At 53.5% G+C, this 26,688-nt stretch carries 24 protein-coding genes; 13 read left to right on the top strand and 11 right to left on the bottom strand.

Annotation, left to right across the window (positions count from 1 at the left end):
- Positions 1 to 244 precede the first annotated feature (244 nt).
- Entirely contained in the window at positions 245 to 3,814 is a 3,570-nt protein-coding gene (gene addA, locus HMPREF1141_RS08980) for a helicase-exonuclease AddAB subunit AddA (protein WP_009063474.1), read from the bottom strand.
- Positions 3,807 to 7,157: a PD-(D/E)XK nuclease family protein gene (locus HMPREF1141_RS08975; RefSeq protein WP_009063821.1), complete on the bottom strand. Its 3,351-nt coding sequence runs from the start codon at positions 7,155 to 7,157 to the stop codon at positions 3,807 to 3,809. The genes addA and HMPREF1141_RS08975 overlap by 8 nt, the downstream gene beginning before the upstream one ends.
- 387 nt (positions 7,158 to 7,544) lie before the next feature.
- Between HMPREF1141_RS08975 and HMPREF1141_RS08970 the strand changes: the two genes are divergently transcribed.
- The gene (locus tag HMPREF1141_RS08970; RefSeq protein WP_009064225.1) at positions 7,545 to 8,252 is read left to right on the top strand and encodes a class I SAM-dependent methyltransferase; all 708 of its coding nucleotides are present in this window, start codon (positions 7,545 to 7,547) and stop codon (positions 8,250 to 8,252) included.
- Between the two features lie 165 nt (positions 8,253 to 8,417).
- On the opposite strand, the gene spoIIR is transcribed toward HMPREF1141_RS08970, so the two are convergent.
- The 5 genes from spoIIR to HMPREF1141_RS08945 form a co-directional block, all read right to left on the bottom strand.
- Positions 8,418 to 9,050, bottom strand: a complete 633-nt coding sequence (spoIIR, locus tag HMPREF1141_RS08965; RefSeq protein WP_009063502.1) for a stage II sporulation protein R — start codon at positions 9,048 to 9,050, stop codon at positions 8,418 to 8,420.
- Between the two features lie 133 nt (positions 9,051 to 9,183).
- Positions 9,184 to 10,053 (bottom strand): 4-(cytidine 5'-diphospho)-2-C-methyl-D-erythritol kinase, encoded by an 870-nt coding sequence (ispE, locus tag HMPREF1141_RS08960; protein ID WP_035316850.1) that lies wholly within the window; start codon positions 10,051 to 10,053, stop codon positions 9,184 to 9,186.
- Positions 10,054 to 10,156: 103 nt separating this feature from the next.
- Positions 10,157 to 11,332 (bottom strand): aminotransferase class I/II-fold pyridoxal phosphate-dependent enzyme, encoded by a 1,176-nt coding sequence (locus HMPREF1141_RS08955; protein WP_009063808.1) that lies wholly within the window; start codon positions 11,330 to 11,332, stop codon positions 10,157 to 10,159.
- Complete coding sequence (locus HMPREF1141_RS08950; protein WP_009063729.1) at positions 11,326 to 11,808, bottom strand: Lrp/AsnC family transcriptional regulator; 483 nt, start codon at positions 11,806 to 11,808, stop codon at positions 11,326 to 11,328. The genes HMPREF1141_RS08955 and HMPREF1141_RS08950 overlap by 7 nt, the downstream gene beginning before the upstream one ends.
- Before the next feature lie 53 nt (positions 11,809 to 11,861).
- The gene (locus HMPREF1141_RS08945) at positions 11,862 to 12,677 is read right to left on the bottom strand and encodes a histidinol-phosphatase HisJ family protein (RefSeq protein WP_009063495.1); all 816 of its coding nucleotides are present in this window, start codon (positions 12,675 to 12,677) and stop codon (positions 11,862 to 11,864) included.
- A gap of 353 nt (positions 12,678 to 13,030) precedes the next feature.
- Here HMPREF1141_RS08945 and HMPREF1141_RS08940 point away from each other — a divergent pair, with 353 nt between their 5' ends.
- The 11 genes from HMPREF1141_RS08940 to HMPREF1141_RS08890 all read left to right on the top strand — a co-directional run bounded on the left by HMPREF1141_RS08940 (position 13,031) and on the right by HMPREF1141_RS08890 (position 23,620).
- Entirely contained in the window at positions 13,031 to 13,300 is a 270-nt protein-coding gene (locus HMPREF1141_RS08940) for an ACT domain-containing protein (protein ID WP_009064282.1), read from the top strand.
- A gap of 73 nt (positions 13,301 to 13,373) precedes the next feature.
- The gene (locus tag HMPREF1141_RS08935; RefSeq protein ID WP_009064059.1) at positions 13,374 to 14,732 is read left to right on the top strand and encodes a PFL family protein; all 1,359 of its coding nucleotides are present in this window, start codon (positions 13,374 to 13,376) and stop codon (positions 14,730 to 14,732) included.
- Positions 14,733 to 14,905: 173 nt separating this feature from the next.
- A complete protein-coding gene (locus HMPREF1141_RS08930; RefSeq protein ID WP_009063877.1) occupies positions 14,906 to 15,217 on the top strand; it encodes a hypothetical protein in 312 nt (103 codons plus the stop codon).
- 4 nt (positions 15,218 to 15,221) lie between these two features.
- Positions 15,222 to 16,268: a V-type ATPase subunit gene (locus tag HMPREF1141_RS08925; protein ID WP_009063619.1), complete on the top strand. Its 1,047-nt coding sequence runs from the start codon at positions 15,222 to 15,224 to the stop codon at positions 16,266 to 16,268.
- Between the two features lie 18 nt (positions 16,269 to 16,286).
- Positions 16,287 to 18,239: a V-type ATPase 116kDa subunit family protein gene (locus HMPREF1141_RS08920; RefSeq protein ID WP_009063420.1), complete on the top strand. Its 1,953-nt coding sequence runs from the start codon at positions 16,287 to 16,289 to the stop codon at positions 18,237 to 18,239.
- 61 nt (positions 18,240 to 18,300) lie between these two features.
- Entirely contained in the window at positions 18,301 to 18,747 is a 447-nt protein-coding gene (locus HMPREF1141_RS08915) for an ATP synthase subunit C (protein WP_009064131.1), read from the top strand.
- A gap of 43 nt (positions 18,748 to 18,790) precedes the next feature.
- A complete protein-coding gene (locus HMPREF1141_RS08910) occupies positions 18,791 to 19,099 on the top strand; it encodes a V-type ATP synthase subunit F (RefSeq protein WP_009064315.1) in 309 nt (102 codons plus the stop codon).
- Between the two features lie 30 nt (positions 19,100 to 19,129).
- Positions 19,130 to 19,726 carry a V-type ATP synthase subunit E family protein gene (locus HMPREF1141_RS08905; protein WP_009064034.1) on the top strand — a complete coding sequence of 199 codons (597 nt, stop codon included), beginning with the start codon at positions 19,130 to 19,132 and terminating at the stop codon, positions 19,724 to 19,726.
- A 34-nt stretch (positions 19,727 to 19,760) separates the two neighbouring features.
- Positions 19,761 to 21,524 (top strand): V-type ATP synthase subunit A, encoded by a 1,764-nt coding sequence (locus HMPREF1141_RS08900; protein ID WP_009063727.1) that lies wholly within the window; start codon positions 19,761 to 19,763, stop codon positions 21,522 to 21,524.
- A 31-nt stretch (positions 21,525 to 21,555) separates the two neighbouring features.
- Positions 21,556 to 22,989, top strand: coding sequence for a V-type ATP synthase subunit B (locus tag HMPREF1141_RS08895; protein ID WP_009063715.1), 1,434 nt, complete (start codon positions 21,556 to 21,558; stop codon positions 22,987 to 22,989).
- A gap of 16 nt (positions 22,990 to 23,005) precedes the next feature.
- On the top strand, positions 23,006 to 23,620 hold the full coding sequence (locus HMPREF1141_RS08890) for a V-type ATP synthase subunit D (protein WP_009064266.1): 615 nt from the start codon (positions 23,006 to 23,008) through the stop codon (positions 23,618 to 23,620).
- Between the two features lie 102 nt (positions 23,621 to 23,722).
- On the opposite strand, the gene HMPREF1141_RS08885 is transcribed toward HMPREF1141_RS08890, so the two are convergent.
- From HMPREF1141_RS08885 to HMPREF1141_RS08870, 4 genes are read right to left on the bottom strand one after another with little or no spacing between them, the layout of a single operon-like run.
- Entirely contained in the window at positions 23,723 to 24,439 is a 717-nt protein-coding gene (locus HMPREF1141_RS08885) for a FadR/GntR family transcriptional regulator (protein ID WP_035316849.1), read from the bottom strand.
- Between the two features lie 38 nt (positions 24,440 to 24,477).
- Positions 24,478 to 25,152 carry an HAD family hydrolase gene (locus HMPREF1141_RS08880; RefSeq protein WP_242824579.1) on the bottom strand — a complete coding sequence of 225 codons (675 nt, stop codon included), beginning with the start codon at positions 25,150 to 25,152 and terminating at the stop codon, positions 24,478 to 24,480.
- 3 nt (positions 25,153 to 25,155) lie between these two features.
- Positions 25,156 to 25,860, bottom strand: a complete 705-nt coding sequence (locus tag HMPREF1141_RS08875; protein WP_009063843.1) for an LrgB family protein — start codon at positions 25,858 to 25,860, stop codon at positions 25,156 to 25,158.
- Complete coding sequence (locus tag HMPREF1141_RS08870; protein WP_009063610.1) at positions 25,853 to 26,206, bottom strand: CidA/LrgA family protein; 354 nt, start codon at positions 26,204 to 26,206, stop codon at positions 25,853 to 25,855. The genes HMPREF1141_RS08875 and HMPREF1141_RS08870 overlap by 8 nt, the downstream gene beginning before the upstream one ends.
- Before the next feature lie 292 nt (positions 26,207 to 26,498).
- Between HMPREF1141_RS08870 and HMPREF1141_RS17105 the strand changes: the two genes are divergently transcribed.
- On the top strand, positions 26,499 to 26,688 hold a 190-nt coding region (locus HMPREF1141_RS17105), incomplete at its 3' end, for a transposase (protein ID WP_155863572.1).

The following is a 26,688-nucleotide window of genomic DNA, read 5'->3' as shown; positions in this document are numbered from 1 at the left end:
GATCTGCAGTTCCTTGTTGCTAATTGGTAAGCACCTCCAAAATACGTTTCAGGCTAACAAAAAGCGCGGACAGAATTCTCCATCCGCGCATCAATACCAAATCACACGCTTTCCCCAAAGGAAAAGCACCGATGTATTGACCCATGACGGACGAAACCCCATAGGTGAGGACAAAATTTTGCCCTGCTTTGTTTACAGACAATATTATAGCAACCGTATTTTCTTTTGTCAAGAAAAATTTAGTTCAGAGCGCAAGGCCGGTTTCCCCCGGCGCGTTCAGTTCGCCCGTTACTATCCGATCCAAAGAGAACGAGTACAGCATGCACTCCTTTACCGGCAGCTCCAGCACACGCTCCACAGCGAGCCGGTACAGCGCCAGCTGAACGCGGTAGCGATTCCACAGTTCTTCCGGGGAAGCGGCGCGGTCTGTTTTGTAATCGATGATCACGGCGCCGTCCGGCTCGACAAACGCACAGTCCACCGCGCCCTGCAAAATCACCTGCTGCTCTGCGGGAACATCCGCTTTCAGCAGAGAGGCGGGAATTTCCACCGTAAAGCGAAGCTCGCGGTAGCTTTGCTCGGATGCGAGCATCCTCTTTGCGACCGGGCTTTGAAAGAACGTAGACACGTGGCGCAAATCCACCGCGTTCGCTTCCTCCTCCGACAAAAAGCCGCCGGATTTCAGGCGCTCCAGCTCCTGCTGCGGGCTTTCGGCTGCCGCGGAATAATCGGCAAACTGCATGTAATGGTGCAGTGCCGTACCACGCTCCGCCGGGGTAAGTCCCGCTTTCCCCAAAAATGCGGGGCGCGACAGGATTTCGTAATCCTCCCCCGCACTCTCTGCCGCAAGCTCAGAAGCGGACACCTTGGCCGGCACTCCGAACAGCGCCGCGTCGGGGTACGCAAAATCGATTTCCCGAGTGATGCGGGCGAGCAGCTCCGGATCCGGCGGTGGAACCGCCAAAACGGATTCCTCCTGCTCCGGGCCTTCCTCCAAATCCGGCGCGGGCAAAATACGGATTTCCCACGGCTGGCCGGGGCAGTCCGCGATCAGCTCACCGCTGCACAAAGCGCGGTCTCGCAGGGCCCCGCCGCTCGGGTGACGCAGAGCGCAGGAGAGAATCCAGTCTGAAATACTCGACGCCGAACGCACCACATAGGGCGAAATCCGCTCCTGCGCCGTGAGCTGCGGCGCAAGGGACACCAGCGTTGTGTTCAGGTCGCGCACCGTGGTCAGCAGGATCAGCTTCTCCCGGGCGCGGGTCATGGCGACATACAGCACGCGCAGCTCTTCGGACATCGACTGCCGCTCCTGCTCGAGCGCGATCGCCTCCCGAGGCAAAGTGGTCACACGGGCCAGCCCGCCCTGCTCCTTGCGCTTGATGCCAAGGCCCAGCTCCGGGTGCAGCAGAGCGTCGCCGCGCTCCTTATTGAAGCGGCGCGAGCACCCGGCCAGAATGCACACGGGGAATTCGAGCCCCTTCGATTTATGGATGCTCATGATGCGCACCACGTTTGAGGCTTCCGAAATCGTGGAAGCCCCGGGCAGATCGCCGTTCTGCTCCTGCAACCGGTCGATAAAGCGGATAAAGCCCGAAAGGCCGTTATAGCCTGACGCCTCGTATTTTTTCGCGTACTCCATGAGCAATTGAAGGTTAGAAAGGCGCTGCTCGCCGTTCGTCATGGCCTGCACCAGCGTAAGATACCCTGTTTTCTGGTAGATCGCGTTCAGCAGACGGTCAGACGGAAGCGTGGCCGCGAGGGAACGGAAACCATTGAGCTCTTCGATGACCCCGGCGGCACGGGCTTCTCCCGATTTGGCGCACTCGCTCAGCGCCAGATACAGCGGAGCTTTTGGCAGGCGCAGGCGCACCGCGCTCAGCTCATCCGGCGTAAAGCCGTAGATCGGGCTCATCAGCACCGAAAGCAAAGGGATATCCTGCACCGGGTTATCAACCACACGCAAAAGGGATAGAATCGCGGAAATCTCCGGCGCTTCAAAAAATCCGCTGGAGGAATCCGCCCAGGCGGGCACCCCGCACAATTGCAGCTCGCGCGCGTAACGGGCGGCATACTGGTTGGCACTGCGCAGTAGAATGCAGAAGTCGCGGAACACCGCTTTCCGCCGCACCCCGTTTTCCGTTACCTGAAACCCCTGTGCCATCAGCTGTAAAATGGTTTCGGCAATATGGCGGCTTTCCAGCAGCTCCATCGCATCGTCAGAGCCTTCGCCCATCGACAGGTCGAGAATATCGAGCCGGGTTTCGCAGCCCTCCTGCAGCGGGTACGACGCACCGGCCACGAGAAGCTCTTTGCCGCTGTATTCCACATCCCCGGCCTGTGAGGACATCAGCTGCCCAAACACAAAATTCACCGCGTCGGTCACGGTGGAGCGGGAACGGAAATTCTGGTCGAGCACAATACAGGCCGGGTAACGGTTTTGCTCGCGGTCGTATTCGGCAAAATCGGCGCGCCTCTGCAGAAAGATGCGGGGCATCGCCTGGCGAAAGCTGTAAATGCTCTGTTTGACGTCGCCGACCATAAAAAGATTCGCTTCATCTTGAGATATCGCACGGAACAATAGATCCTGCGCCTCATTTGTATCCTGATATTCATCCACCATGATTTCATCGAAGCGGCGGGAAAGCTCCAGCGCTTCTTCGGTTCGCTCGTAGCCGTTTTCCGTCTCGCGCACGAGAAGACGCAGCGCCCAGTGCTCCAGATCACCAAAATCCGCAAGGCGGCGCTCCGCTTTCATCTGGTCAAGCGAACGCGAAAATGCCGTCACAACGGCAAACAGCTGTTCCACAACGGGGGACAGCGCGCGCAGATCGTCGGCGCAGTCCTGCAAAGTAGCGGAGAACAGCGCCACAAGCTTTTTCACGGTGGATTTCACTTCGTCGCGGCAGGCCGAAAGGCGCAGCTTCAAAGGGTCCTCCGCGTAGCCGCGCACCGGTTTTAAGCGGGCAAACGCGAAATTCGCGGCGAGCTCGCCCACATTGTCCCATTCCCGCTGCTGCGCCGCGCGGTACAAAGCGGAAAGGCCCGAAAGATCGGACTGGTACGCTTCGGTATATGCTGCCGAAAGCTTTTCGTCAGCCTGCATCGATTCCAGCGAATCCCGCACCAGCGAAAGGCAGTAATCGCAGGCCTCCTGTGCAAAAAAGAGCAGACACGCCCCCCAGGGGGTATCCTGTACCGGAACAGCGCCGGAATACATTTCTGCCTTTTCGCGCAGCCAGCGCTCCGGGAATGGATGGGAACGGATGAAATCGTATAACTGATTCACCGCGCGGATCAAGCGGCTGTCGTCGCGGTCGGAACTGAACGCTTCGACCAGCTCGTAAAAATCGGGATTCGCTGCGGCGTAGCAGTCTTCCAGCACCTGCGTGATCGCTTCACCGCGCAGGATAGACATTTCCCCCTCGTCGGCAATGCGAAAATCGTGCGAGATGTTCAGCTTATAAAAATTTTCGCGCACCAGCTCGCTGCAAAAGCTGTGTACCGTGCTGATGTGCGCGCCGCCCAGCAGGATCTGCTGCCGCTGAAGCGCCGTGTTCGAGGGGTCCTCCGCCAGCATGCGGGAAAGCTGCTGGGCAATCCGCTCGCGCATTTCCGCCGCAGCAGCCTTGGTGAAGGTAACGACCAAAAGACGGTCGGCGTCGCTGGGGTGCTGCTCGTCCGTAATGCGCTCGATCACCCGCTGCACCAGCACGGCTGTTTTGCCGGAACCGGCCGCAGCCGATACCAGAAGTGTGCCGCCTCTGGCGTGAATCGCGTCCGCCTGCGCGGGCGTCCAGCTTCGTTCAGCCATTTTCGTTCCCCTCCTTCCCCGTTTCTTCTCTTAAAATCTGCCGGAGCGTTTCCGCCTTATCCAGCCGCAGGCAGTCCCGCCCGCCGTCGGCATCCTCATGGCCGCACACGGCAAAATACGGGCAGTACTGGCAGGCGTTGTGCTCACCTGTCAGCGGAAGAGCGGCAACGTCGCCCCCGTGCAGGGTCTGCACCATCTGCCCCGTAAGGTCTTTGATATATTCCATCACTCCGTCAAGCTGCGGAGCATTTACAATCGATTCGGTTTTCACGGGCTTGCCGTCTTTGAGCGCAACGGGGATATATTTGCCCTCTGCCTGCTCCTCCATCCCCTGAATCACGCGGGAATCGTCGAGCAGAAGACCATTCATGCGCAGCTTCTTTTCGACAGCCGCTGTAAGTGCTTCGATCGACTGTCCTTTCGCTGCGGAAATCACAGGGCGCACGGCGGGCATGTACAAAATCCCCGCAGGGCAAAAGCGCCCGTTCTGAATCAGTGCCGCAAGGTAGATCAGCATTTGCAGGTTGACCCCATACAGCACATCCGACAGGCGGAACTCCTTTTTCCCTGTTTTATAGTCGATGATGCGGACATATTTCACCCCGTCGAGCTCCATGACGTCCACACGGTCGATTTTCCCCTCGACGGTTGCCGTTTCGCCATTCGGCAAGGTGATTTTGAGCGGCGGAAACTCCCCGCCCTCTTTCAGCTCCAGCTCAAACGCCGCGGGCTGGAATTTGCTCTGCGCCAGCTCCTTCGCGATGTGTGAAATCACCACCTGCGCGGAATCCGCGATGCGGGCGACCAAAAAGCGGAAGCGGGGGCTTTTATCCTCCGCGCCGCCGAGCTGTTCTTCTACATAGCGCTCGATGCAGGATAAAATGAGCTGTTTCAGCTCTTCCGCGCCGAATACCGAAAGGGCGTGGGCTCCCTGCTCCCGCAGAAGATGCTCGAGCAGGTAATGGATCAAACTGCCGTATTCCAGCGCGTTCAGCTCCGCGGGGCGGCGCTCCTTTGCGCCGAGGCCGTAGCGGCAGAAATACTGGAACCGGCACAGATGGTACGATTCGATCTGCGTGGCGGAAATGTGGCGCATCTGTTCAAACAGCATCCGCGCACGCACGGGATTTTCAAAGGCAGCGGGTGCGCGCTCGTGTACCCGCCGCAGAGCGGCCATTCGTTCGGTATAGCCCTCCCGACGAGAAAACAGCTCTTTTAATGTGGAGGAGAGCACGGACGACTGTCCCCAGAGCCGCGCCGTCATTTCAAAGGCGGGCTGCTCGCTGTTGGCGAATGATTCCTCCGGCAGCAGGTAGCGGCTTTGAACCGGTACATCCGGCAATATGGAGCGGATTTCACTCACGATGGACGACGGCGCCTTCGCCGCGCCGTCCATATCCGCCGCCGGGTAGGTGACGAACAGCCGCTCGGTCGGGGCGGCCATGACGGTGTAAGCCATCAGCCGCTCCTCCATGGAGGAGTCCTCCATCGTGCCGTTGAGCGGCAGGCCCATCTGAATCAGAGCGCGGCGCTCCTCGTCGCTGAACACGCCGTCTGGCGACGGGTTGCGCGGGAATTCCCCCTGCACCGCGCCCAAAAGGAACACGACCTTGGGGTCGGCCGGGCGGGAACGGTCCGCCGCCCCCACCGTGACCTCGTCAAGCCCCTGCGGGATGCTCCCGATCGTGCCGGAGGCGATCACAAGGCGAAGAAGCTCGCCGAAGCGCTGCGCTGTGAGAACCCGTCCTTTCAGCACCAGCGCCATCTGGTCGAGGATCTGCATCAGAAGCTCCCACAGCCGGAACTGCCGGTCTGCCAGCTCTGGTTCTCCCATCTCTTTCATCCTGCGGCACATCTGTTTGACATGCTCCGGCACATCAAGCGCCAGCAGAAAACGGTATACCGCGCGGGCCGACGTTTCTCCGTCCGCCATGCGTACGGAATCGGCAAATTGACGCAGCGGCGCGATGATGCGCTCCCGCAGCTCGTTGATCTGTGAAAGCTGCTGCGCATCCTGCTCCGTCAGCTCGCCGGCAAAGCCGCGGGGGTGCCGCGACCAAGGCTCGAGCCACTCCCTGCCGGAAAGCTTCCACAAAAAGGCATAGTTTTCGATTAGTGAAATCTCTTCCGCCGTGTACCCGCAAAGCCCTGTTTTCAGGCATGCAAACACATCGTCGGAGCGGTATCCCGAACGCGCCGCCTGGAACGCACACAGCACAAGGCGCATCAGCGGTTCGGTATCGATCGCACGGGGGTCGTCCATAAAATAAGGGATGTCCCACCGCTCGAGCGCAGCATCCAGATTGCTGCGGTATGCCTCAGGCGAGCGGGCCAGAATGGTGAAATCGCGATAACGGTACCCTTCCTCCATCACCATGCGGCGGATGGTCATCGCGACATAGGCCGCTTCATCATAGGTACTGCGGGCGGCATACAGAGCCACATCGCCTGTGTCCCCCCGCAGAGGGATACGGCGGCCGCGGTATGCGCCTTCCTCCACCGCGCGAATCCCCGCGCCGTGAAAGCGAACGCCCGGCTCCAGCGTAACAGGAGCCGCCACCGCAACGGAATTCTGCCGCGCAAGGCGCATCAGGCTGCGCGCCGTTTGGTACACCGGGGTAAACAGGCTCATTTCCGCATCCGCCTGTCGGGGCCCGTCGGCACACAGGGCGACCGTTACCTCTTTGGCCTGACAGAGCGCGAGCTCCAGAATGCCCAGCTCCTGTGCGGTAAAGCTCTTGAAGGAATCCACGAACACGGTGTAACCCTCAAAAAAGCGGTGAGCACGCAGTACCTCTTTTAACCGGGTCAGATCATCCTGCGGGTCCAGGTAACTCTGCGCTACGAGTGCTTCATATGCCGACAGAATCAGCGAAAGCTCCTTCATCTTTTCCCGCAGGGTGCCGTCCTCCATCTGCTCCGCCGCGCGGGACAGTTCCTGCGGAGCGACGGCGCACATTTTCAGCTCCGCCGAAGCAGTCAGCATCATGCTGACCAGCTCGGGAGTCTGGGTATGTTTCTGGTACAGCGGCAGGTGATCCGCCGTCTGTTCCAGCGCAAGACTCATCAGAATGCTGCGGCCGCCGTCGTCGAGCCGTTTGCCGCAGCACCCGCCAAAACGACGGAACGCCGCGTCCGCCAGACGGGTGAAGCTGACGACCTCTACCTTCGCGGCACGACGCGGCCCCAAAAGGCGCAGCATGGCGCGCTCGCTTTCAAAAGAAAATTGCTCCGGCACCAGAAGCATCCGCTTTTGTTCTCCCTGCCCGGCCAGCCGGTGCAGCTCCTGCCGGACAAAATGTGTTTTTCCACTCCCGGAGCGCCCGAACAGCAGATGAAGCAACCCAATCCCCCATTTCGTAAAGTGCGGCCTGCTAGAAGGAGCACTTTCCATTTAAATATTGATTATAGCATAAAAGAGCCTTGAAAAAAAGCGTGTGAAAGATCGTAAACCGCCCACACCGAAAGAAGCCCCGAAGCTTTCTTTGAAACATTCCATTCACTGTTGACAAAATCTTTGGAACGCAGTAAGGTACAAATGGTACTTCCACGATTTACCAAACAACGGATACCCGGGAACCTATTTCGATGCAGCAGTTCTTTTAGTTAGATACCGCTAACTAAAAGAGGACGATTCGCTCCCGCTGTATCTGCTCTGAGTAAAAATCGGCAAACGAACTTCCGCGCGGTCCGATTGATTCGGCAGCCGCATTGGGAAAGGAGAAGCAATATGAGACATGAAGAAATCAAAACAGCTTATCAATCTTTGGGCAAAGAGGCGACCCTGTATGACGGGATGATCACCTGCTCTACCCTGCCCGGCAAGCTGATCTGCGGGCTGGTATGGAAGATGAACAAGCCCCGGAATGATCATTATCTGGATCTGGCTCTTTCGGGCATACCGGAGGATTTTTCCGGCAGAATGCTGGAGGTTCCGGTGGGAACCGGCATTCTGACCATGCCGGTGTACCGGACGCTGCCCAAAGCGGACATCACCTGCCTGGATTATTCCACCGCCATGATGGAAACCGCGCAGCGCCGGGCGGCCGCGGCCGGGCTTTCCAACGTTCATTTTACGCAGGGCGATGTCGGAAGCCTCCCGTTCAGCGACAACACCTTTGATCTTGTGCTTTCCCTGAATGGCTTTCACGCATTCCCCTCAAAGGAAGCGGCCTACCGCGAAACCTTCCGGGTGTTAAAGCCCGGCGGAATTTTCTGCGGCTGCTTTTACATTCAGGGCGAGCAAAGCCGAACCGACTGGTTTATTGAGAAGCTGTACGTGCCGAAGGGCTTCTTCACCCCGCCGTTTGAAACCGCAGCCAGCCTCGAAAACAGGATGAAACAACGATATGCCGAGGTAACGGTAACCGCGGTCGGCTCCATGGGGTGCTTTTGCTGTGTCAAAGGGTCGGAAGATACGATTACGCACAAATCATGAAATTTCATATGGATTCCTTACTTTTTTACAGACGTGTCATCTGAAAATAGAACGACAAAAAGCATTCCCTTTCAGCTAGCTGCAAGGGAATGCTTTTTTGAAGGAATCCGGCAAACCGAGTTTTCCGATCGATGCGATTCACCGGGTTACCGAAAGGTCTGTCCTTTATTTTCCGGCTGCCCAGTTTTTGAACTGTTCGTACAGCTCGAGTGATTTAAAACGGATTTCGTATTGCCCGGTGACGATCTCCATCTGCTGAGGGTTCAGCACATCGTCGAGCTCTTCTTTTTCTTCAGCGGCGGGCAGGCACATGGGCGGGAACATCACGCACCACCAGTTTTTCCCCTGCGCCTGACCGATCGTCACGCGCAGCGCATCGTAGGTGCCGGCCGGCAGCGTAACCTGCTGATAATGCCGCGTGGTAAAATAGATGTTTTCCAGTTCGACATCCACCGGGTACTGATATCCGCGCTGTGCGATTTCCTCAGCGGCCGCGGCTTTGAGCCGGGGCATATTCTGCCGCACTACCTGTTCCGCTTCTTTTCGGTCGGTAATGCCGTCGAGCATCCCGGCGGATTCGGTCAAAATGCGGTTGCGTACATAGAGCTTCAGCTCCTGATCCTCGGATGTATCGGAATTGGCCAGCACATGCAGGCGCAGAACATGGTTCGGGATATCTTCACATTGCCGTGCAAAGGAAAAAAAGGAAGTAAAGGAGCAGGCAACAGTAAGTACAAACGCGATGATCAGCGCTTTTTCTATGTTCTTTAATTTCAGAGAACTCTGAGTGGTATTCAAAAGGGTCATCTCCTTCTTTATGTTAACCAAAGGATTGTCCTCTTTTTTTCGATTTATACGCACGAGCCAAGAAAAAAATAAAAAATAGTATCTTTCCCCACCTTTTAGGGGAAAGATACCTGACATAGATTTTTTATTCAGCACCGACTGGCTCGCAGACAAAAACATGACGATATTTTTTTCGCAGCTCTTCCCGACACTGCTCCGCCGGCACACGCTCTGAAAAAACGCCGAACACCGCCGAGCCGCTCCCGGTCATGCAGGCGCCAAGCGCTCCCATACGCAGCAGGGCCTGCCGAAGCTCTTCGATCTGCGGCTCCGGCAGCGCCAGCGAAAACGAATTGCCGAGGCTGCCCGCGATCAGGGGCAGTTCGCCAGTCTCCAGTGCTTTTATCATCGCCGGGGTATAGCGCGGATAGGATGCGCCGTCGCGATCCGCCTGCGCAAACGCCGCGGCGGTACTGACGCTGACAGAGGGCTTGCACACAACAAAAAAGCACTGCGGCATCGGGGAAAGAGGAGTTAAAACCTCGCCGATCCCCTCGGCCCGCATGGTGCCGCCCCGAAGGCAGAACGGAACATCTGCCCCAATTTTCAGGCCCAGCGCGCACAGCTCATCCATTGTAAAGCCGGCATCGTAGATCCGATTCATCGCGCGCAGCACGGCGGCGGCGTCGGCACTGCCCCCGCCCATCCCCGCCTGATCGGGAATCCGTTTTAACATCCGAATTTGAATTCCGCCGTTTGGCAGATGCGCCGCTTGATAGAACAGGTGCGCAGCCCTTTGCACCGTATTTTCCTCCCCGCAGGGAATCCCCGCCCGGTCGCAGAGCAGATCAACTCCCGGAGTTTGGGTCGGCGTGAGCAGCAAAGTATCATAAACGGAAACGGTCTGCATCACCATATCCAGCAGATGATAGCCGTCCGCACGGCGTCCCAGTATATCGAGTGTCAGATTCAGCTTTGCCGTTGCATAAACACAAATCGGCCGCCCCGTCTGCATGAAGTATTCCCCCATTCTTCCCCGCAAAAAGACGGCTTTGCCCGCCGCACCCGTAAGGCGGGAGCCGCGCGCAAAACCGTTGGATGATTCCACACAAGCAGAATTATTTGAGCGTACCCAAAAAGCGCTCGATCCGTTTGAGGGCCTCGGTGATATTCGGAATCGAGTTGGAATAAGCAACCCGGGCAAAGCCCTCGCCGCAGTCGCCAAACGCGTTGCCGGGTACAATCGCAACCTTCTCCGCGTAAATCAGGCGCTCGCAGAACTCCTCTGAACTGAGGCCGCTGCTCTTGATGCAGGGGAACACATAAAACGCTCCCTCGGGCTCAAAGCAGGTCAGGCCAAGCGAATTGAGGCCGTCTACGATCAATCGGCGGCGCATATCGTATTGGGAACGCATCTCCTCAATATCGTCGTCGCCATTTTTAAGCGCCTCAATCGCCGCATACTGCGACATGGTGGGCGCGCTCATAATGCCGTACTGGTGCAGCTTTGTCATCTGGGCGATGATCGCCGTCGGCCCCATGGCAAAGCCGAGGCGCCAGCCGGTCATGGCATACGCCTTAGAGAAGCCGTTGATCAGGATCGTGCGCTCTTTCATGCCGTCGATAGCGGCAAAACTGACGTGGGGCGTATCGCCATAGGTCAGCTCGCTGTAAATTTCATCGGAAATCACCATCAGGTTATGTTCTTTGACAACCGCCGCGATTTCTTCCAGATGCTCGCGGCGCATGACGGCGCCGGTGGGATTGTTCGGGAAAGGCAGAACCAAGACTTTTGTCTTCGGGGTGATCTTGGCGCGCAGCTCCTCGGCGGTTAAGCGGAAATCATTTTCCGCCTTCGTTTCAAGAATCACCGGAACACCGCCGGCCATCTGTGCGAGCGGCACATAACAGACAAAGCTCGGCTCGGGGATAAGAACCTCGTCGCCGGGGTTCACGAGCGAGCGCAGGCTCGCGTCGATCGCTTCGGAGCCGCCGACGGTGACAACAACGTCCGTTGCGGGGTCGTATTCCACCTGGTATTTGCGAGCGACCCACTTGCAGATTTCCTGACGCAGCTCCATAAAGCCGCGGTTGGGGCTATACCAGGTCTTCCCCTTTTCCAGTGTCTGAATCCCGGCCTGGCGCACATGCCATGGGGTGGAAAAATCAGGCTCGCCAATGGAAAGGGAAATCACGTCGTCCATTTCACTTGCAATATCGAAAAACTTCCGGATTCCCGAAGGCTTGAGCGACTGCAGCTGTTGATTCATCACAGATTGATAATCGATCACCATACACACCCCGTTCTTTGGTCTTTGTCTTCTCCGGAGTGAAGAACAACCCCTCCGTCTTTATACCGGGTCAAAATAAAGTGGGTGGCCGTGGAAACAACAGAATCCAGCGCAGCCAGGCGGTTCATGACGAACAGCGCCACTTCCTGCATTGATTTTCCGTGAACAATCACCGCAAGATCATACCCGCCGGACATCAGGTAGACGCTCTCTACCTCATCAAAGCTCATCACGCGGTCTGCAACCTCATCAAAGCCGCGATCCGGCTTCGGCACGACCTTCAGCTCAATCAGAGCCGTAACTTTATTCTGGTCGACCTTCTCCCAGTCGATCAGCGCGCGGTAGCCTTTGATCACACCCTGCTTTTCATACTGTTCGATTGCTTCATTGACCTTTTCCTGCGTTGTGTCGAGCATTGCTGCGAGCTGCGCAGGGGTCAGTCTGGCATTTTCACTTAAAAGAGCTAACAATTTTTCCATTATAGTTCCTCCTTAAATTTTCTGAACAGTTCGCGGGATTGACCCTGCGCTGTTTATTCGATTGGCAGCAATACGGGCTCGCGCCCAACGTAGATGGTGAACCGGTCAAACCCGGCCTGCAAAAGCAGAGACAGCCCGGTTTCCACCCCGGCGCCGATGTCCCCCCAGCGGTGCGCGTCGGAGCCGATGGTCACATACTTTCCGCCCATCTGGCGAAAGCGCCGGATCACATCTGGCGGCGGTAGGGTCTGCCCCAGCTTCTGCCGCAGGCCGGAGGTGTTAAGCTCCAGCGCCTTATGGTTCTGAACCAGCAGACTGAGGATTTCGTCGATGACCTCGCCGTGATCCGGGTAAAGCTGGGCCGGAATGCCCTTATCGCCCGTAATGTATCGGTAGGGGTAAGTAAGATGTGCCAGAGAATCAAAACCGTCCCAGCGCACCATCTCAAGGATTTCATCAAAATAACGTGTGAGAAGCTCGTTGACATCCTGATGATCGTAGTCGAGGAAATAAAAATCCTCCATCCCGGCCAAATTATGGAGAGAGGCCAGAACGAAGTCAAAACCGCAGGTAGTCAGAACATCCTGTGCCGCCTTTACATCCTGCAGGGGCTGGCCGAGCTCAACGCCCGCGTACACCCGCAGACGGCCCTGAAAAACCGCGGCGGCCTTTTTGGCCTCGAAGTAAGACTGGCGCACGGAACGGTCGTATTCTTCCTTATAATATTCATTGCACTCGCAGTGATCCGTCAGGGCAACGGCATACAGGCCCTGGCGCTGTGCAGCCTCGCACATCATCATGGCCGGGTCTTCCGCGTCGCGGGAGCAATCGCTGTGCAGATGACAATCGGAAAAATATCTGTATTTCAAAACTCTGCTGCCTCCAGTCTCTGATTGCCCGCATCTGATGCTTATCTTCTATCAAAACAGGCAAAGGATTTGGTATCTTTCCCGCCTGCAGCGGGAGAAAGATACCTGTGCTTCCCTTTTTCCTCGCGGACAACAGGGATACTTCTTGGCGATTTTTATTATCTTAGCATAAATCAATCAAAAAAGACAGTTTTTCCTCTAAATTTTTTCAAAGTCGAAATTTAGTCTTAATAGTTTTTTTCTTAACGCGCTTGATGCCGAAAACGACTTGACATACCAATGTTTCTACTTCATAATAAAATGCATCAATACCCAGTTTTTATTGGAATTTCTTTATTTTAGGAGGCTGCCGCATGCGCGCTGTAATTACCGTACTTGGCAAAGATATGGTGGGTATTCTTGCCCGCGTCTCTGCCATCTGTGCCGAAAACCAAGTCAATGTGATCGAAGTGACCCAGTCTGTTCTGCAGGACATGTTCGCCATGATTATGATGGTGGATATTTCGAAAAGCACCATTCCCTTCAGTGATCTGGCTGATCGCCTGACCGAACTGGGAACCAGCATGAATCTGACGATCCACACCATGCACGAGGATATCTTTAACTCTATGCATCGTATTTAAGCGCGGGCCGGGTTCTCTGACTGCAGAAAGCCCTACCTGAAAAGCACTATTATATATAGAAAGGACCGCTTTCATGATTAATTCCCACGATATTCTCGAAACAATCAATATGATTGATAACGAAAATCTGGATGTACGCACCATTACCATGGGTATTTCTCTGCTGGACTGCGTGGATTCCGACCAAAAAACTGCCTGCGACAAGGTGTACGATAAAATTTGCCGCTATGCCAGCAACCTGGTCAAGACCGGCGAAGATATCAGCAAAGATTACGGCATCCCGATTATCAACAAACGCATATCCGTTACACCCATCTCGATGATTGCAGCGGCGTGTCCCTCAAAAAGTCCGGCACATTTTGCTCAGGCTTTGGACCGCGCTGCGAAAGAGGTGGGCGTCAATTTTATCGGCGGTTATTCCGCACTGGTACACAAAGGCTTTGGCCCGGGAGATTACGCATTGATTGAAAGCATCCCCGAGGTTCTCAGCACCACCAGTTTTGTTTGCTCCTCCGTCAACGTGGGCACCACCAAGGCGGGAATCAACATGGATGCTGTCGGCAAAATGGGACGCGTCATCCGCGAATGCGCGGAGAAAACAGCCGACCGCGACTGTATTGGAGCGGCTAAGCTGGTGGTTTTCTGCAATGCGCCGGAAGATAACCCCTTTATGGCGGGCGCCTTTCATGGCCCCGGCGAGCCGGACTGCGTGATCAACGTGGGCGTATCCGGCCCCGGTGTGGTCAGAGCCGCGCTGGCAAAGGCGGAAGACTGCGATATTACCGGGATTGCCGACCTGATCAAAAAGACCGCATTCAAGATCACCCGCATGGGACAACTGGTCGCGCAGGAGGCCTCCCGCCGGTTGTTTGTCCCCTTCGGCATCGTCGATCTTTCTTTGGCCCCCACCCCCGCCGTCGGCGATTCCGTCGCCTACATTCTGGAGGAAATGGGCCTTGAGGCCTGCGGCGCCCACGGCACGACCGCCGCGCTGGCCCTGCTGAACGACGCCGTGAAAAAGGGCGGCATTATGGCTTCCTCCCACGTCGGCGGCCTGTCCGGCGCGTTCATCCCCGTTACCGAGGACGCCGGCATGATCGAAGCCGCGCGCCGCGGCTCTCTGACGCTCAACAAGCTTGAGGCCATGACCGCAGTCTGCTCCGTCGGTCTCGACATGATCGCCATTCCCGGCGACACCCCGGCCGAGGTGATTTCGGGCATTATCGCCGACGAAGCGGCGATCGGCATGGTCAACAGCAAAACCACCGCCGTGCGCCTGATCCCCGCGATCGGCAAGCAGGTGGGCGAGGAACTGAATTTCGGCGGTCTTTTGGGCGGCGGCCCCGTCATGGAGGTCAATCGTTACTCTCCGCAGCGCTTTATTCAGCGCGGAGGACGCATTCCGGCTCCGCTTCAGAGCCTGAAAAATTGACTGTGTCTAAAAAATATCAAAACATTTTGATTTTTCTTGAGGTAATGTGTCACAGACGGAAAATTTGTCAAAAAATCAGTTGTATATTTGTGACGAGCGAGCTATAATTGTGCATGTGATTTCTGAGAATTTTGTGTAACATAGATTTTATTTATCAAGGAGGTGCGGTCATTATGAACGATATGCTGAAGCAGATCATCGAAATGGACGAAAAAGCCAGGCAGATCACGGACGCCGCCCAGAAACAGAAAATCGACACGGAAAAAGAAATTTCCAGAACGCGGGAGGATATTCGGAGCCGTTATCTGGCCAGAGCAAGAGCCAGAGTCGAGAAAAACAGACCTCTTGAGCAAGCCGCGGCGGAAAAAACATGGCAGGTCAAAGAGCATCACTACCATGCTCTGGTGGAACAGCTGGATCAGCAGTATGCGCAGAGCGGCGAAAAATGGGTCGATACGATCGTCAGCAATGTGATAGGAGAGTGATTTCATGCTTTCCCATCTCTCTTCCAACGTAGTTTCGGCAAAGGCCCGCGCGATGTACGGACGCAGACTGACTGCTCAGAATTACCAGGAAATGCTCAACTGCAAAAACGTCACAGAAATCGCCCGGTACCTTGCCACAAACACCGATTATGACAAGGTGCTTGCGGGAATCAATGATAGAGAAGTGCATCGCGGTCAGCTGGAGAACCGGCTCAAGCAGAAGCTGCTTGCGGATTCGGCGGCCCTGTGCCGTTATGAAATCTCCATCAGTGACGCGTTGGCCGCTTATTTGCTGCAGCGCAGCGAGGTGGATCAGATTTTAAATGCTCTGCTGCACCTGAATGCCGACAGGACAAAGGAATACTTTTTCTCCATGCCGGCCACTCTGGCCGTTCATTCGCACATAGACCTTGTCCGGCTTTCGGGCGCAGACAATTTCGACAGCATTATTGCCGCTCTGGCTCACACGCCGTACCAGATGCTGCTGGAATCTTTCCGCCCCACTTACGACAATCCCATCGACTTTACCGCCGCAGAAAATGCGCTGAACACCTATTTGTACAGCCAGCTGTACGAAACCATCGAGCATCTGCGGTACAAAGGCATGAAACAGGATTTGCGGCAGATTGTCGATCTTTATCTCGATCTGAACAACTTTGCCCGTATTCTGCGCTTTAAAACGTATTTTCAGGCCGGCCCGGATTATATTCGCAGCAATCTTCTTCCGTTCGGCTCTCTCAACAAGGACCAAATTGAAAAAATGATTCAGGCCCGGGATGCCGGGGAGGTACGCACGCTTCTGGCAAAAACAAGAATCGGCAAAAAGACCAGCAAAATCGAATACAATTTTGCCGATCAGCTGGCGGAGCGCGCGCTGTACAATGTTTGCCGCCGCGGCGTTCATTTTTCTGTATACGCATCGGTTGTTATGCTGTCTTATATCTTCTATCTGCAGATCGAGCTGATGGACATCATTAATATTGTAGAGGGAATCCGCTATCATCTCCCGCCGGAAGAAATAAAAAAGCTGCTTGCTTTTTCTGATTTTTAACGAAAGGAGTGGTGCTATTTGGCTGTACAAAAACTAAAAATGGCCAGTATTATCGGCCGAATGAACGAACTGGATGAGGTGACGCTTCGATGTGGCCAATCTGAAATGTTCCATCCCGACAACGTTCTTTCATTCTACTCCGATACAACGCCCTTTGTTCCGATTGGGGAGGATAACCCCTATACGGCTCCTTTGCAAAAGCTTTCGGATACCTGCAAAAAGATCGAGCATCCCCTCAGCTTTGAGGGCGCACCCGACTGCAAGTCGGAGGAAGAAGATCGTGTTTTGCTGGAATACGTGGAGAAATTTACTTCTTATATCGAAGAATGCCTGAAACGGAAAAACGACGCGGAACAGAAAATTCAAGAGCTGAATGCTTCGCTTCGGGATTTGTCTCACTTTGCAGGGATGGACCTGAACCTGGAAAAGGTGACGGACTGCAAATTTGTTCAGGTGCGGTTTGGCGTTTTGCCAAAAGAAAGCTACGACAAGCTTTCTGTTTACAATGACAATCCTTATATGATGTTTTTCCCCAACTCCAGCGATGCGACCTCTTATTGGGGCGCCTACTTTGCCCCGACAGAGCAGATTGATGAAATAGACCGGGTTTTCTCCAGCCTGTTTTTCAAGCGGATCAGCCTGACCGGCTACCAGGGAACGCCGGAAGAAATGATCGAGCGTCTCCAGCAGCAGCACGATGAGGCTACAGCTTTGGTCAACGAAATGAACGAAAAGCTGAGTGCTCACTGGCAGCAAGAGAAAGACAATTGCCAGCGGATTTTTAACCACCTGAGAGAAAAGAGCATCTATTTCGGCATCCGCCATTACGGCGCCCGTTACCACGAAAGCTTTGTCCTCACCGGGTGGATCCCCGCGAAGGGCGAGGAAGAATTCAGGGAATCACTGGAACCGCTGGAGTCGGTAGAATATTCTTTCGAAAACGCGGAAGCACAGCTGGAGCATTCCCCGCCCGTCAAGCTGAAGAACCCCAGGCTGTTCCGTCCGTTTGAGTTCTTTGTGGAAATGTTCGGACTTCCCTCTTACAACGAGGTTGACCCCACCATCTTTGTGGGAATCACCTATATTATCATGTTCGGCATCATGTTCGCCGATTTGGGGCAAGGGTTGTGCGTCTCTTTGGTCGGTCTGTTCATGTGGAAAAAATCCCGCATGCGGCTCGGCAAAATTCTGATGCCCTGCGGCATTTCCTCCGCAATATTCGGCTTTATTTTCGGCTCGGTATTTGGCTTTGAGCATGCGCTCAACCCTGTTTACCACGCACTGTTCGGCCTTGAAGACAAGCCCGTAGAGGTAATGCACCCCGCTACCACCAACATCATTATCTATTCGGCTGTCGGCATCGGCGTATCCCTTGTGATGATCGCCATGCTGATCAACATTTACTCGAGCATCAAGAAAAAGAAATACGGCAACGCGCTGTTCAGCCCGAACGGCTTGGCCGGACTGCTGTTTTACGGTTCGATCGTGATCGGCTTCGGCGGACAGATCGCGATGGGCTGGCAGATTGTCACCACGCCGTATGTTCTTTGCTTTATGATCTTCCCGCTGCTGCTCATGTTCTTCCAGGAGATTCTGAGTGAGATTCTGGAGGGCCGCAAGGACTGGCAGCCTGCCAGCTGGGGCGAATTTATCACACAGAATTTTTTCGAAGTATTCGAGTATCTGCTCAGCTACATGAGCAACACCATGTCCTTCCTTCGTGTCGGCGCGTTTGTTCTGGTTCACGCGGGCATGATGATGGTGGTATTTACTCTGGCCGAGATGTCCTCCGGGATTGGATATGTTCTGATTCTTATTCTGGGCAATATCTTTGTCATGGCGCTGGAGGCCCTTCTGGCCGGCATTCAGGTATTGAGGCTGGAATTCTATGAAATGTTCAGCCGATTCTTCGACGGCAACGGCCGTCCCTTCCATCCTGTATCCGCTCGCCAGGAGCAGAATCAGGCATAAGCCTGATTCTGCTTCAAGCGGTAAATAAATTAAAAAACACTATATTTTGGAGGCAAATCTTATGAACTACGTATTGTTAATTCTCCCTGTTGCGGCACTGATTCTCTCTGTTTTCCTGGCCATCAGAGCAGTCAAACACGGTAAAAAGGCCAAGACAGCCCTTGTTTCTCAACTCGCTGCTTTCATGATCGTATGCGCTGTTACCATTGCTGTTCCCATGGTTGTAAGTGCTGCTACCGATGATTCCACAAATGCTACCACCACCTCTGCTGCAGACGACGGCACAAATGCCGGTAAAGAAGGCCTGGGCCTGTTGGCTGCCGGCCTGGTAACCGGTCTGGCTGGCATCGGCGGCGGCATCGCTGTTGGCGCTGCTTCCCCTGCTGCAATCGGCGCTACTGCAGAAGACCCCAAATCCTTCGGTAAATCCCTGATCTTCGTTGCGCTTGGTGAAGGTATTGCTCTGTACGGCCTGCTGATTTCCATCCTGATCCTGAACAAGATTTAAGCAGTCTTTTCAGAGTTTGAAACAAAGGAAAGCAGGTGCTGACATGCGATTTTACTTAATCAGCGACAACACAGACACGCTGGTAGGAATGCGCCTGGCCGGTATTCCGGGAATTTTGGCGCACGATGTCGGTGAGGTTCGCAAGGCTTTGAACGACGCTATTGAAATGAAGGACGTTGCGGTGATTCTGATGACCGAACGCCTGATTTCCATGTGCCCCGAGCTGGTTTACGATTTAAAGCTGAACCTGAAACGCCCTTTGATCGTTGAAATACCCGACCGTCACGGCAATGGCCGTACCAAGGATTCTATTACCCGCTATGTCCGCGAGGCAATCGGAGTAAAAATTTAAACCGCCAAGGCGGCGGAACGGGGGGTTACTATGGCTTCTAATGATGAAAAATTAAGTAAATTTAGTTCTGCAATCAACCATTACGCGCAGGAACAGCGGGAAAAAATCGAACAGGAAATTGCCGAGTACAAGCAGGCTCAGCTGGAAGAAGCGGAGCGCCAAGTGCTGCACGAGGCATACCAGCTCATTCAGGGCGAAATGACTGCCATGCGGGATGAAATCGTGCGTGACATCGCGCACCGTGAAATGGACGCCCGCAAGCAGCTTTTGGAGAAGAGAAAGAATATTGAAAACGAGGTGTTTGACAAGGCGAAGAACCGCCTGATCGATTACACCAAATCCGCTCAGTATCCTTCCCTGCTGCAGAAGTATACCCGCGGCCTTTCCGAGCTGTTCCCGGAATCCGGCACGGTTCTCTGCGTGAAAAAGGATGATCTGCAATATGAGGATCTGCTCCGGCAGGCATTTGCAAAAGACTGCACTGTCCAGGCGGATCAGGATATTCTGATCGGCGGTGTTCGCGCCTTTCATGCCGAAAAGGGCATCATGGCCGATGAAACACTGGACACGATGCTGGAATCACAGCAGGAGTGGTTTGAAGAAACCTCTGGAATGTCTGTGGTCTGAGCCGTAATACCAACGATAACGGAGATGATTGAAGATGGAGAACCAAGATGTAATTTATGGTATTAACGGGCCGGTCGTAACAGTTAAAAATTCGCGCAGCTTTTCCATGATGGAAATGGTATTCGTCGGCAAGGAACGTCTGGTGGGTGAAATCATCGGCATTACCGATAAAGTGACCACCATTCAGGTCTATGAAGAAACCACCGGACTGCGTCCGGGCGAGCCGGTATTCGGTACCGGCAGCCCCATGAATGTTACGTTAGGCCCAGGGATTCTGGATAATATTTTCGACGGAATCGAGCGCCCGCTGAAGAAGATCGCAGACGATTCCGGTTCTGTGTTTATCTCCCGCGGCAGCAACGTGCCCGCGCTTGATCCCGACCTGCTCTGGGAGGTCACCGTCACCGTTCAGGTGGGTGACGAGCTTAAAGGCGGCGCTATTTACGCCGAATGCCCGGAGACAAAAATCATACGGCACAAATGCCTGGTACCGCCCTCGCTGAGCGGCACCGTGACGAAGGTGGCTGCAAACGGAAAATATCGTGCGAACGATACCGTTGTTGAGCTCACCGACGCAAAGGGAAACAAGCATGAGCTGACCCTTTGCCAGAGATGGCCCATCCGTACACCGCGCCCGGTTACGGAGCGCATGCAGCCCAGAATTCCGCTGGTTACCGGTCAGCGTGTCATCGACACCCTGTTCCCTGTAGCCAAGGGCGGCACCGCGGCTATCCCAGGCGGATTTGGAAGCGGCAAGACCATGACGCAGCACCAGCTTGCCAAGTGGTGCGACGCAGATATTATCATCTACGTCGGCTGCGGTGAGCGCGGCAATGAAATGGCCCAGGTTCTGCAGGAATTCTCAGAGCTGATCGACCCGAAATCCGGCCGGCCTATGACCGACCGTACCACCCTGATCGCGAACACCTCGAACATGCCTGTGGCCGCTCGTGAAGCGTCCATCTACACCGGCATTACCCTGGCTGAGTATTACCGCGACATGGGCTACCACGTGGCCATGATGGCTGACTCCACCTCCCGCTGGGCGGAGGCTCTGCGTGAAATTTCCGGCCGTTTGGAAGAGATGCCCGCAGAAGAAGGCTTCCCGGCGTATCTGCCCTCTCGTCTGGCGGAATTCTACGAGCGTGCCAGCTATACGAAAAACCTGAACGGCACCGATGGCTCCATTACGATCATCGGCGCGGTTTCCCCGGCAGGCGCGGACTTCTCCGAGCCTGTTACCCAAAACACCAAGCGTTTTACCCGCTGCTTCTGGGCTTTGGATAAAAACCTTGCCTACGCAAGACATTATCCGGCGATCAACTGGATGACCAGCTACAGCGAATATTCCGCCGACCTGCAGGATTGGTTCAAAGAGAATGTGGGCGAGGAATTCCTGGAGTACCGCAGACAGACCAACAATCTTCTTCAGGAAGAAAGCAAGTTGATGGAAATTGTAAAGCTGATCGGTTCGGACGTTCTGCCCGACGATCAGAAGCTCGTCATCGAAATTGCGCGTCTGATCCGCGTTGGCTTTTTGCAGCAGAATGCGTTCCACGCCGAAGATACCTTCGTGCCGCTGGAGAAGCAGAAGCTGATGATGAAGGTCATTTTGCACCTGTACCAGAAAGCGCGGCAGCTCATCGCAGCGTCCGTTCCCATTTCCAGCATTATGCAGGCCGGTCTGTTTGACAAGCTGGTGAAGATCAAGTACGATGTACCGAACGACAAGCTGGACTTGTTTGATGACTATATTGCAGAAATTGATAACACCGTGGCGGATATCATCAACAACTGATTGAGCCCCACGGAAAGAAGGCGGTTTTTTTATGATTCTTGATTATATTGGCGTCAAAGAAATAAACGGGTCGCTGATTGTGCTGGACGATGTGGAAAATGCCTCTTTTGAAGAAATTGTTGACATTCGTCTGGACAACGGCACCATGCGCCAGGGCCGAATCGTTCAGATGGACGGCAAGCGCGTGGTCATTCAGGTTTTTGACGGAACCCGCGGCATTTCTTTGGGCAATACCCGTACACGTCTGCGCGGCCGCCCCATGGAGATGCCCCTTTCCCCCGAGATTCTGGGCCGTGTGTTCGACGGCTCCGGCCGGCCGATCGACGGTTTGGGCAACATCTTCCCGCAGAAGCGCATGAATATCAACGGCACCCCGATCAACCCGGTGTCGCGCGTATACCCGGTCAACTACATCAACACCGGCGTTTCCAGCATCGATACGCTGATGACTCTGATTCGCGGACAAAAGCTGCCGATCTTCTCCGGTTCCGGTATGTCTCACAATGAGCTGGCCGTGCAGATCGCCCGCCAGGCAAAGATCACCGGCGCGGAGGGCGATAACTTTGCGATCGTGTTCGCCGCTATGGGCGTTAAGAACGACGTTGCGGAATATTTCCGCCGCTCGTTCGATGAATCCGGCGTTCTGCAGAAGGTTGTCATGTTCGTCAATCTGGCGAACGACCCGATTATTGAACGTACCCTGACTCCCCGCTGCGCGCTGACCACCGCGGAATACCTGGCATTCGAGCTGAACATGCACATTCTGGTCATCATGACCGACATGACCTCTTATGCGGAAGCGCTGCGCGAATTCAGTTCCTCCAAGGGCGAAATTCCCGGCAGAAAGGGCTTCCCCGGATACTTGTATTCGGACTTTGCCTCTCTGTATGAGCGCGCCGGCATGGTAGAGGGCAAAACCGGTTCTGTCACGCAGATCCCGATTCTGACCATGCCCAACGACGACGTAACGCACCCCGTGCCTGACCTGACCGGCTACATCACCGAGGGCCAGATCGTTCTGGACCGTACGCTCGACAGCATGGGGATTTACCCGCCCGTCGGCGTTCTGCCCTCTCTGTCCCGTTTGATGAAGGACGGTATCGGCGAAGGCTTTACCCGCGCGGATCACTCCGCGCTCTCGAACCAGCTGTTCGCCTCTTATGCGAAGGTAATGGACGCACGTTCACTGGCCTCTGTTATCGGCGAGGAAGAGCTCTCCCCTGTGGACAAACAGTATCTGCACTTTGGCAAGCTGTTTGAGCAGCAGTTCCTGACCCAGCGGCACAACGAAAACAGAACCATCGACCAGAGCCTGGATCTGGGCTGGAGACTGCTGTCTACCCTGCCCCGTTCTGAGCTGGATCGTGTGGACGATGCGGTTCTGAGCCAGTTCTACAAGCCGGAAACCGCAGCGAAGGATTCAGATGAACTGGACGAAGAAGCAGACGGAACCACCAATAACTAAGGCGAGGTGAGCGGCATTGGCGATTCAAATCGTACCAACCAAGGGCAATCTTCTTGCCACCAAGAAATCGCTTAGTCTGGCCCGCACCGGCTTTGAGCTGATGGACCGTAAGCGCAACATTCTGATCCGCGAAATGATGGCTTTGATCGAGCGGGCCAACGAGCTTCAGGATAAGATCGACAGAACGTATGACGCAGCCTACGCAGCTTTGCAGATGGCCAACGTTACGCTGGGTATCTGTGATAAGATCGCGGAGACCGTTCCCTACGACGACAACCTGAATGTGGCGTACCGCAGCGTTATGGGTGTAGAAATCCCCATGGTGTCTCTGGAACGTACGCCTCCCACGCTCAGCTACGGCCTGATGGACACAAACGCTATGATGGATGACGCCTACCTGAAATTCCGGGAGGTAAAGTATCTTACCGCAGAGCTGGCCGAGGTGGAAAACAGCGTTTACCGCCTGGCCGACAATGTGAAAAAGACACAGAAGCGCGCAAACGCGCTGAAGAACATCATGATTCCGCGTTTTGAGGAAACCGTGAAGTTCATTACCGACGCGCTGGAAGAAAAGGACAGAGAGGAATTCTCTCGCCTGAAGGTAATCAAGCGGCAGAAAACTGCCGGCTGACCGAAACACTTTCCAGATGGGTCATTTCCTATCAGAATGTCTTTCCCTGTAAGAAAAAAGAGCCGTAGGATTTTAAAATCCTACGGCTCTTTTTTTTTCATTTTAATCGCCTTGCTTTTTAATGATCGAGCTGCTGATAAAATCATTTGTATAGTCCAGATGCTTTCGCATTGCTGCAGCGGCCTTCAAAGCATCGTGGGCTTCAATTGCCCTGACAACCGCTTCATGCTGCTCCTTGACGATATTTCTGTTCTCCGGACTCTGGAACAGATTGCTCACCACGTCTTCAATGTACCTGTCTATCAGATTGGAAACCGCATACATCACATTGGTGATAAGATCATTTCCCGAGGCCTGTACAATTTTATAGTGTATTTTTTTATCGATTTCAGCGCTCTTTGCGGAATCATCCTCATGATTGAGTAAGCTCATCAGTTCCTTTATTTCCTGAAGCTCGGCGTCGCTGATGTTCTTTGCCGCCAAAGCGGCTGTTTCCGGTTCAATGATTTTTCTCAATTCCAGAATTTCATTTGTCTTGCTTCCATGCAGCATAAATGTCATTGAAATAGGTTCCAGAAGACTGTCCTCAAAGGATTCTTTGATAAAATTCCCTTCCCCTTGTCTGCACTCAATGATGCCCAGCATCTCTAAAGACCTTAAGGCCTCTCTGATCGATGTCCTGCTGACATTGAGCTGTTCACACAAATCTCTTTCCGAAGGCAATTGATCGCCGCATCTCAATTCCCCGTTTTGAATGATCTCTTTTATCTGCTCTATCACCTGTTCGAAAACCTTTGTCGGTTTAATTTCACGAAACATTTTAAAATCCTCCCGAAAATCAGTTTTATGGATTTCGCTCACAATTTCATGATTTCAATCAGCTCCAAAGGATCTTGAATCACTGCTTTAGCTCCATTCTTCCATAGTTCGTCCGCTTTTCGGAATCCCCATGCTGCACCGACCGCATACATGCCAGCCGCATCAGCCGTTTTCATATCGACCCCCGAATCACCAAGATACAGGAAATCGGAAACAGGGATTCCGGAAAGCTTCGATATTTCAAGCGCAGAGTATGGATCCGGTTTTTTCGGTATGCCTGTTCTGGCGCCGTAAACCAGTTCAAAACGCTTTAATCCGAAAAACTCATCAATCACTTCTTTGGTAAAGTGATGCGGCTTATTGGAAAGCACAAACATCCGTATTCCCGATTCCTCCAAACGGCGGAGCAATTCCTCGATTCCCGGATAAGGCTTTGTGGCCTGATTCCATCTTTTTTCATATTGCTTTTCAAGCTCATCCAAATACCGGTTTACTTTTTCTTCATCGCGTTCTTCTTCCGGTAAAGCGGATATCGCCAGGACTCTCATTCCGTTCCCGACAAACTGCTTGTATTTTTCTATGGCGTGTACAGGGAATCCATGTCTGCTCAATACAAAATTCATAGAATCGGCCAGATCCTGAATGCTATCCAGCAAAGTGCCGTCTACATCAAAAATAATTCCAGAGTAACTCATATTAAAATTCCTCCGCATGGTTTAATGAAAGAATACAACAAAGACATTCCATATGACCGGAGCTAAAAACACAGTGGTAATTCCCGAAACCGCCATCGTCAGACTGCTCATTGCCCCTTCAATTTCTCCCAATTCCATTGCCTTTGCCGTGCCGATCGCATGGGAAGACGCCCCTATGGCAATTCCAAACGCAATTTTATCGTCCATTTTGAAAAATTTATATAAAATAGGGCTTAAGATCGAGCCTATGATACCGGTAAGAATAATCGCCGCAACGGTGACCGACTGGATTCCTTCCAGCTGCTGTGAAACAGCGATTCCAATCGGTGTCGTAATGGATTTTGGAATCAGTGATCTGATCAGTACATCCGATATCCCCAAAAATTTTGAGCCCAGGATAACAAAAGTCATTCCGCAGATATTGCTGCATAGAACGCTTGTAAGGATCGGCAGGGCATTTTCTTGAAATAAAGCAAATCTTTTATACATGGGTAAGGCCAAAGCGACCGTCGCCGGATATAGAAAGAATGAGATGAATTGGCCGCCCGCATTAAAGCTTTCATAGTTGATATCCAGCTTCGTCAGTAAAACGATCACGATCACGATGGCAATCAGCAAAGGATTAAAGATGGAAAGCTTTATTTTTCGATTGATATAAATTCCTATTTCATAAGCGATTAACGACAGTAACACGCCGAATACCGGGGAGTGGGTAATTTCATTCATGGGAGTTTCCTTTTCTGAATAATTGAATGACAGATGCTGTTATGATCCAAACCACTGCTGTTGAAGTGATCAAAATGGTGATAAAACCGAACCAATTTCCCTTTAAGGCAGCAAATGAGGTGATCAGGCCCACTCCGGCCGGAATAAAGAAAAAAGACATATTCGACAGCAGAAATTCGCATACATCCTCAATCATTTCTACCTTGATAATTCCTTTGCGGAGCGCCAGAAAAAGCAGGACCAAACCGATAACAGAGCCCGGAACCGGCAGATGAAGCAGGGTCTGTAACACTTGTCCTGCAAAATAGGTAACTAAGATGATCATCAATTGTTTTAAATACTTCATTGGAAATTTGCGCTCCTCTTTGGATAGAATAAATTGGTATTATGGTCATACCAGTAATTACTATATCATTTTTTACTAATTATTTCAATTGACATGGACAGACAACGTTCCCTGAAAAGCATCCTGTTTTTTGGCGATTCCAGCGCTTTTCTGAATCATTATGGAAGCGTTTCAGCTAAGAATATGACCGGACTCAATGAGAATATCCGCCCTTTTATTACAAAACAGCCGCCGACTTAGAGCCTATCCATAAATTAAAACAAGGTGTAAAATAGGGACTGGTGAGAGAAGAATGAAAGAGAAGAAATCTTATCAGTCATGGACAATATCGGATGAGTTTTGGGAAGAAATCAAGGATAAGATACCAGTAAAAAAGCGGGACCCGCAGAAAAAGTATAAACACGCACCCGGACAAGGCCGTCCTCCGATACCGCCAAGGAAAGTGCTGGAAGGGATTTTTTACGTATTACGCACAGGATGCC

The sequence above is a fragment of the Clostridium sp. MSTE9 genome (genome assembly GCF_000277625.1).
Lineage (GTDB): Bacteria > Bacillota > Clostridia > Oscillospirales > Acutalibacteraceae > Faecalispora > Faecalispora jeddahensis.
Note: the sequence above shows the minus strand (reverse complement) of the source record. Positions and strands in the feature narration are given on the sequence as shown.